Origin of the sequence: Aquabacterium sp. UBA2148, from assembly GCF_002328915.1 — a bacterium.
Taxonomy (GTDB): domain Bacteria; phylum Pseudomonadota; class Gammaproteobacteria; order Burkholderiales; family Burkholderiaceae_C; genus Aquabacterium; species Aquabacterium parvum.
The window spans coordinates 9,009-15,412 of sequence record NZ_DCXA01000059.1; the positions used below are offsets into that span (position 1 = coordinate 9,009).

General features: G+C 66.8%; 7 protein-coding genes. 5 read left to right on the plus strand and 2 right to left on the minus strand.

The window, feature by feature from the left end:
* The 4 genes from B2W70_RS03340 to B2W70_RS03355 form a co-directional block, all read left to right on the plus strand.
* Window positions 1–1,294, plus strand: a 1,294-nt coding sequence (locus B2W70_RS03340) for a flavin-containing monooxygenase (protein WP_286742845.1), incomplete at its 5' end; no start/stop codon positions are given.
* Window positions 1,291–2,199 (plus strand): alpha/beta hydrolase, encoded by a 909-nt coding sequence (locus tag B2W70_RS03345; protein ID WP_286742847.1) that lies wholly within the window; start codon window positions 1,291–1,293, stop codon window positions 2,197–2,199. The genes B2W70_RS03340 and B2W70_RS03345, both read left to right, overlap by 4 nt.
* 38 nt (window positions 2,200–2,237) lie before the next feature.
* Complete coding sequence (locus tag B2W70_RS03350; protein ID WP_286742849.1) at window positions 2,238–3,119, plus strand: SDR family NAD(P)-dependent oxidoreductase; 882 nt, start codon at window positions 2,238–2,240, stop codon at window positions 3,117–3,119.
* A 112-nt stretch (window positions 3,120–3,231) separates the two neighbouring features.
* Entirely contained in the window at window positions 3,232–4,176 is a 945-nt protein-coding gene (locus B2W70_RS03355; protein ID WP_286742851.1) for an alpha/beta fold hydrolase, read from the plus strand.
* 3 nt (window positions 4,177–4,179) lie between these two features.
* On the opposite strand, the gene B2W70_RS03360 is transcribed toward B2W70_RS03355, so the two are convergent.
* Both B2W70_RS03360 and B2W70_RS03365 read right to left on the minus strand, forming a co-directional pair.
* On the minus strand, window positions 4,180–4,794 hold the full coding sequence (locus B2W70_RS03360; RefSeq protein ID WP_286742854.1) for an NADPH-dependent FMN reductase: 615 nt from the start codon (window positions 4,792–4,794) through the stop codon (window positions 4,180–4,182).
* 52 nt (window positions 4,795–4,846) lie between these two features.
* Complete coding sequence (locus B2W70_RS03365) at window positions 4,847–5,404, minus strand: flavodoxin family protein (RefSeq protein WP_286742857.1); 558 nt, start codon at window positions 5,402–5,404, stop codon at window positions 4,847–4,849.
* Window positions 5,405–5,448: 44 nt separating this feature from the next.
* On the opposite strand from B2W70_RS03365, the gene B2W70_RS03370 reads away from it, so the two are divergent.
* Window positions 5,449–6,315: a 23S rRNA (adenine(2030)-N(6))-methyltransferase RlmJ gene (locus tag B2W70_RS03370; protein ID WP_058088031.1), complete on the plus strand. Its 867-nt coding sequence runs from the start codon at window positions 5,449–5,451 to the stop codon at window positions 6,313–6,315.
* Window positions 6,316–6,404 lie beyond the last annotated feature (89 nt).

The following is a 6,404-nucleotide window of genomic DNA, read 5'->3' on the forward strand; positions in this document are numbered from 1 at the left end:
CGAGTCGCACCTGTATTCGTTCTCTTTCGAGCCCAACCCGAACTGGTCGCGCCTGTACGCGCCGCAGCCTGAAATCTTTGCGTACCTCAAGCACGTCGCCACCAAGTACGACCTGCTGCGCCACATCCGCTTCCACGCCAACCTCACCGGCGCCCGCAGGGACGAAGCCCGCAAGCTGTGGGTGGTCAAGGCCGAAGACGGCCGCGTCTTCGAAGGCGAAATTCTGGTCTCGGGCATGGGTGGCCTGAGCAACCCGGCCTACCCCAACGTGCCCGGCATCGACACCTTTGAAGGACGCGCCTTCCACTCGGCCACCTGGGACCACGGCTTCGACCTGGAAGACAAGCGCGTGGCCGTGATCGGCAGCGGCGCCAGCGCCATCCAGTTCGTGCCCGCCATCGCGCCCAAGGTGGCGCACCTGACCTACTTCCAGCGCACGCCGCCCTGGGTCGTGCCCAAGATGGACCGCCCCGTGCGGCCTGAAGAGCGCGCCGACTTCCACGCCAACCCCTGGCGCCAGAAGATGGCCCGCACCAAGCTGTACTGGATGCTCGAAGCGCGCTTTTTGGCCTTCAAGTTCAAGCCCGAGTGGATGAACCTGGTCGCCAAGGTGGGCAAGCACCGCATCCGCAAGCACATCAAGGACCCGGCCCTGCAGGCCAAGCTCACGCCCGACTACACGCCCGGCTGCAAGCGCCTGCTGATCTCCAACGAGTACTACCCGGCCCTGGCGCGCACCAACGTCGAGGTGGTGACCGAAGGCATCAAGGAGGTCGTGCCCAAGGGCGTGGTCACGAAGGACGGGCAGTTTCACGAGGTCGACGCCATCGTCTTCGGCACCGGCTTCAAGGTGCAGGACCCGATCCCCAAGGCCACCGTGTTCGGCCGTGGCGGCGCCGACCTGGCCGAGGTGTGGAAGCAAGGCGCCGAGGCCCACATGGGCATCACCGTGGCGGGCTTTCCCAACTTCTTCATGCTGATGGGGCCCAACACCGGCCTGGGTCACAACTCCATGGTTTTCATGATCGAATCGCAGGCGCATTACATCCTCGAAGCGCTCAAGGCCATGAAGGAGCGCCGCATCCGCGCCCTGGAGGTCAAGCCCGAGGTGCAAAAGCGTTTCGTCGATGGCGTCCAGAAGGAGCTCGAGCGCACCGTCTGGCAGTCCGGCTGCAAGAGCTGGTACGTCAACGAGCAGGGCCGCAACACGGCGGCGTGGCCCGGCTTCACCTTCGCCTACCGTCTCAAGACCCGCCGTTTCAAACTCAAGCAGTACCAGGCAGAACGCGCATGAGCATCCAGTCCTTCATCACCAACCTCGTCCTGCGTCACCAGTTCAAGCGCCAGGGCAAAGGCAAACTGGACGTGCACAAGGCGCGCCACATGGTCAACAAGATGGCCAAGCGCTACCCGCCGCCACCTGCCGACATCGAACACAAGCCGGTGGCCGCACGCCCTGAGCACAAGCTGTGCGCGGCCGAGTGGCTCAACGCGCCCAACGCCAAGCGCACCATCGTCTACTTCCACGGTGGCGGCTACTTCTTCTGCGGGCTGGAAACCCACCGCCCCACCTGCGCCTACCTGGCCCGCACGGCCCAGGCCCGCGTGCTGTCGGTCGACTACCGCATGGCGCCCGAGCACGTCTACCCCGCCGCCGTCGATGACGCCGTGGCCTGGTGGTCCGAGCTGCTCAAACAAGGCGTCGACCCCAAGACCGTGGTCTTCGCGGGTGACTCCGCTGGTGGCGGCTTGACCCTGGCTTGCCTGGTGGCCTCGCGCGACCAGGGCCTGCCCCTGCCAGCCGGCGCCATCCTGTTCTCGCCCTGGAGCGACCTGTCGTGCTCCGGCGAGACGATGAAAACCCTGGCCGACGCCGACGTGATGTTCAACCCGCACTCGCTGCCCGAAGCCGCCGCGCTGTACCTGGCCGGCAAGCCCACCGACACGCCGCTGGCTTCGCCGCTGTTCGCCGACCTGCGCGGCCTGCCCCCGCTGATGATCCACGCCAGCAAGCACGAGATTTTGTTGGCCGACTCGACGCGCCTGCACGAGCGCGCCAAGGCGCAAGGCGTGACCAGCGAGCTGCACTTGAAGGCCAAGATGCCGCACGTGTGGCCCACCATGCTGATGCTGCCCGAAGCCCGCCAGACGCTCAAGGAATGTGGCGCCTTCGCCGCCCGCGTCACCGGCCAGCGCTGAGCCGCCACGACTGAACAAAGCCCCCCCCAGGAGACACCATGAAAGACTTCAAGAACAAGGTCGCGGCCATCACTGGCGCGGCATCCGGCATGGGCCGCACGCTGGCCGTCGAGCTGGCTCGCCGCGGCTGCCACCTGGCGCTCAGCGACGTCAACGAGGCCGAGCTGGTCAAGACGGCCGAGCTGGCCTCCAAACACGGCGTCAAAGTCACCGTCAAAAAGGTCAACGTGGCCAACCGCGACGAGGTCTTCGCCTGGGCCGATGAGGCCGCGCGCGACCACGGCAAGGTCAACCTGGTGTTCAACAACGCCGGCGTGGCCCTGACCGCCACCGTCGAAGGCGTGAAGATCCAGGACTTCGAGTGGATCATGGGCATCAACTTCTGGGGCGTGGTGCACGGCACCCAGGCCTTCCTGCCGCACCTGCGCAAGAGCGGCGACGGCCACGTCATCAACACCTCCAGCCTGTTCGGCCTGATGGCCGTGCCCACCCAAGGCACCTACAACGCCAGCAAGTTCGCCGTGCGCGGCTACACCGAGGCCCTGCGCATGGAGCTGGAGATGGAAGGCTGCGGCGTCAGCGCCACCTGCGTGCACCCGGGCGGCATCGCCACCAACATCGCCATGGCCGGCAAGATCGACGAGTCCGTCACCGCCAAGACGGGCGTGAGCGAGGCCGACCACAAGCGCATGGCCAACAAGCTCATCAACGTGACCACCGCCGAGGCCGCTGCCCTGCAGATCCTCAAGGCCGTTGAAAACAACGAGCGACGCGTGCTGGTGGGCCCCGACGCCCGCTTCCTGGACAAGGTGGTGCGCCTGCTGGGCTCGACCTACCAGGTGCTGGTCATGAAGCAGGTGCGCAAGATGAACAACTCGCGCCGCTCGTCGGCCCAGCACGCCGCGCGCAACGCCAGCTGACGCCACCAGACGTGGGGTTGGCGGACATGTGGTGAGGCCAGCCCGCGTCACTTGGTGACATCCCTCAAGGCTTGCGGCCCGGGTGCGCCCGGTTCCACGGCATGATGCGCGGATGAATTGGCTGAAGCGATTGTGGTGGGCGGGCGTGCTCTTCGGGCTGGCGCTGGCGTTCACCGTCTGGGCCGCCTGGGAGCCCGACCGCCAGCTGGGCTCTCTGATGGCCCGCTGGGCACCTGAGCCATCGACCTTCTTGGAGCTCGATGGCATGCAGGTGCACATCCGCGACACCGGCCCGCGCACCGACCCCATGCCACTGGTGTTGCTGCACGGCATGTCCTCCAGCCTGCACACCTACGAAGGCTGGCAAACCGCCTTGCAAGGCGAGCGCCGCGTCATCAGCGTCGACCTGCCCGGCTTCGGACTGACGGGCCCCAGCCCACAAGGCGACTACCGCATCGACGCCTACACCCGCTTTGTGCTGCGGCTGCTCGACACCCTGGGCGTCAAGCAGGTGGTGCTGGCCGGCAACGCGCTGGGCGGTGAAATCGCGTGGCAGACCGCCGTGCTCGCGCCCGACCGCGTGCGCAAGCTGGTGCTCATCGACGCCGACGGCTACCAGCCCTCGGTGCTGTCCATGCCGATCGCTTTCCAGATCGCCAGCATGCGCGGGCTTCGCTGGGTGTCCGAGCGCATCCTGCCCAAGGCCATGGTGGCCTCCAGCGTGCGCAACGTCTTCGGTGACCCGGACAAGGTCACGCAGGACAAGATCGACCGCTACTTCGAGCTCAACCTGCGTGTGGGCAACCGCCGCGCGTTGTTCCAGCGCATGGACCAGGCCCAGTTCGGTGGCAACTCGACCCTGATCAGGCGCGTTCAACAGCCCACGCTGGTGATCTGGGGCGAGCGCGACGAGATGATCTCGCCCGAACACGGCACGCTGTTCTGCCAGGACATCCAGCGCTGCCGCCTGGTCACCTACCCGACCCTGGGCCACCTGCCCCAGGAAGAAGACCCGGAGGGCACGCTGCCCGACCTGGTGTCCTTCCTGGCGAACTGACGATCAGCCCGCAGCCACGCGCCAGCGCGCCTGCTTGACCACCGAAGCCACCACGCGATCGAGCGCCGCGTCCAGCTCAGGCTTGGCCAGGCGTTCGGGGCTGGTCAGCTGCTGGTCGGCCAGCGGCAAGGCCAGCTGTTCGGGCACCACCAGCATCGCGAAATTGGTGCTCAGGTAGGTCCGCACGATGGGCAAGGCGCGGATGCCGCCCAGCGCACCGGGTGACGCCGCCAGCAAACCAGCCGGCTTGCCGCCCGTGGCACCGCTGCCCGATGGCTTGCCATCTTCGGCCGGGATGACCGACAACCAGTCGAAGCTGTTGATGAACAGCGGTGTGGGCAGCGCGTTGTATTCCGGGCTGGCCAGGATCAGGCCGTCGTGCTCGGCAAACAAATCGCGCAGGCGGCGCGCACCTGCCGGCTTGCCATGGGCCTGCGCCCAGTCCTCGTCGTAGACCGGCAGCTCCAGCGAGCGCAGGTCGACCACGGTGGTCTCGGCTCCCAGCGCCTGGGCGCGACGCGCCGCCAGGTCGGCCAGTTGGCGGTTGAGCGAACCGATGCGGGCGCTGCCGGCGATCACCAGCAAGCGCGGTGCACGGGTGGAAGGGGTGGTGGTCATGGGCACTCCGGTTCAGGGCGAGGGCCGTGCCGATGTGGCACGGCGAGCTCGTTCAAGCGTTGAATTTTGCGGTCACTTCGGCCACGCGCACGCCGAACAGGCGGGCGGTTTCCAGGTCACCAGGGAGCATTTCATCCACGCTGGCGTCCGACGGCGTCGAGGCCATGGCACCGCTGAACGAGGCCACGTAGTTCACGTCGTTGCGCGTGGCGGCCTTGCTGTTGCTGGGCATCAGGCCGGTGCCCACCCAGATCATGCTGTGCTGTTGCGACAGGGTGAACAGGTAGTGGAGGGTCGAGAGCTTGTCGCCGTTCATCGAGGCCGAGTTGGTGAAGCCGGCGGCGATCTTGTCCTTCCACTGCTGGTGGTACCAGGGCTTGGAGGTGGCATCGATGAACTTCTTGTACTGCCAGGGCACGCTGCCCATGTAGGTGGGCGCGCCAAAGATGATGGCGTCGGCCGCGGCCAATTGCTCCCAGCCGCCTTCGGGCAAGTTGCCCTCCTGGTCGACGTTCAGCAGGCTGGCGCCCGCGCCCTGGGCCACGGACTCGGCCATGCGCTTGGTGTGGCCGTAGCCGGAGAAGTACACGACGACGATCTGTTTGCTCATGATGTTTCCTTTCAGTGGGACAAAAACCCGTTACCCTTCGGGGCATGTTCAGTTATCGACACGGCTTCCACGCGGGCAACCACGCCGATGTGCTCAAACACATGGTGCTGGTGCAGGTGCTTGAGCACCTGCTGCAAAAGGACAAACCTTTCTGGGTGATCGACACCCACGCTGGTGGCGGCCTCTACGACCTCACCAGCAACTACGCCACCAAGAGCGGCGAGTTCGAAGGCGGCATCGCCCGCATCTGGCCCCTGCGCAAGGCGGCCGGCACGCCCGTGGCCGTCAAGGCCTTGCTCGACCAGATCGCCGCCCTCAACAACGGCACCGACCTGCGCTGGTACCCCGGCTCGCCGCAGCTGGCCGCGCAGATGCTGCGCCAGGGCGACCACCTGCGGCTCTACGAGCTGCACCCCACCGAGATCGGCCTGCTGCGCGACCATTTCGCGGGCGTCAAGCGCGGCGTCAGCATCGAAGAGGCCGATGGGTTCAGCGGCCTGCCCAAGGTGCTGCCACCCCCGCCTCGCCGCGGGCTGGTCCACATCGACCCGCCCTACGAGATGAAGGACGACTACAAGAAGGTCCTGCAAGCCCTGCGCGCGGCCACGGAGCGCTTCGCCACCGGCACCTACGCCATCTGGTACCCCGAAGTCGCCCGCATGGAATCGCAGCAGTTCGGGGCCCAGCTCAAGCGGCTGGGCGGCTCGTTGGCCAAGGTCGACTGGGTGCACGCCACGCTGCGCGTCAAGGGCGCCGAAAAGGGCGGCCTGGGGCTGTATGGCAGCGGCATGTTCATCATCAACCCGCCCTGGACGCTCTACGACCGCCTGGCCGAAGCGCTGCCATGGCTGGTCGAGACCATTGGCCTGGACGACTACGCCGCCTACACCCTCGAAGCGCAGCAGAGCTGACACGACGCCACCTCGGCTCAGGCTGCCAGGTCGAAGACCAGCACCTCGGCCTGCTGGCCATCGCTCAGCGACAGCATCGACTCGCCCTC

Coding starts and splice junctions, on each gene's coding strand:
- B2W70_RS03365 (WP_286742857.1), bottom strand. CDS start 5,404: ATGAGCAAACAGATCGTCGTCGTGTACTTCTCCGGCTACGGCCACACC.
- B2W70_RS03360 (WP_286742854.1), bottom strand. CDS start 4,794: ATGACCACCACCCCTTCCACCCGTGCACCGCGCTTGCTGGTGATCGCC.
- B2W70_RS03350 (WP_286742849.1), top strand. CDS start 2,238: ATGAAAGACTTCAAGAACAAGGTCGCGGCCATCACTGGCGCGGCATCC.
- B2W70_RS03355 (WP_286742851.1), top strand. CDS start 3,232: ATGAATTGGCTGAAGCGATTGTGGTGGGCGGGCGTGCTCTTCGGGCTG.
- B2W70_RS03345 (WP_286742847.1), top strand. CDS start 1,291: ATGAGCATCCAGTCCTTCATCACCAACCTCGTCCTGCGTCACCAGTTC.
- B2W70_RS03370 (WP_058088031.1), top strand. CDS start 5,449: ATGTTCAGTTATCGACACGGCTTCCACGCGGGCAACCACGCCGATGTG.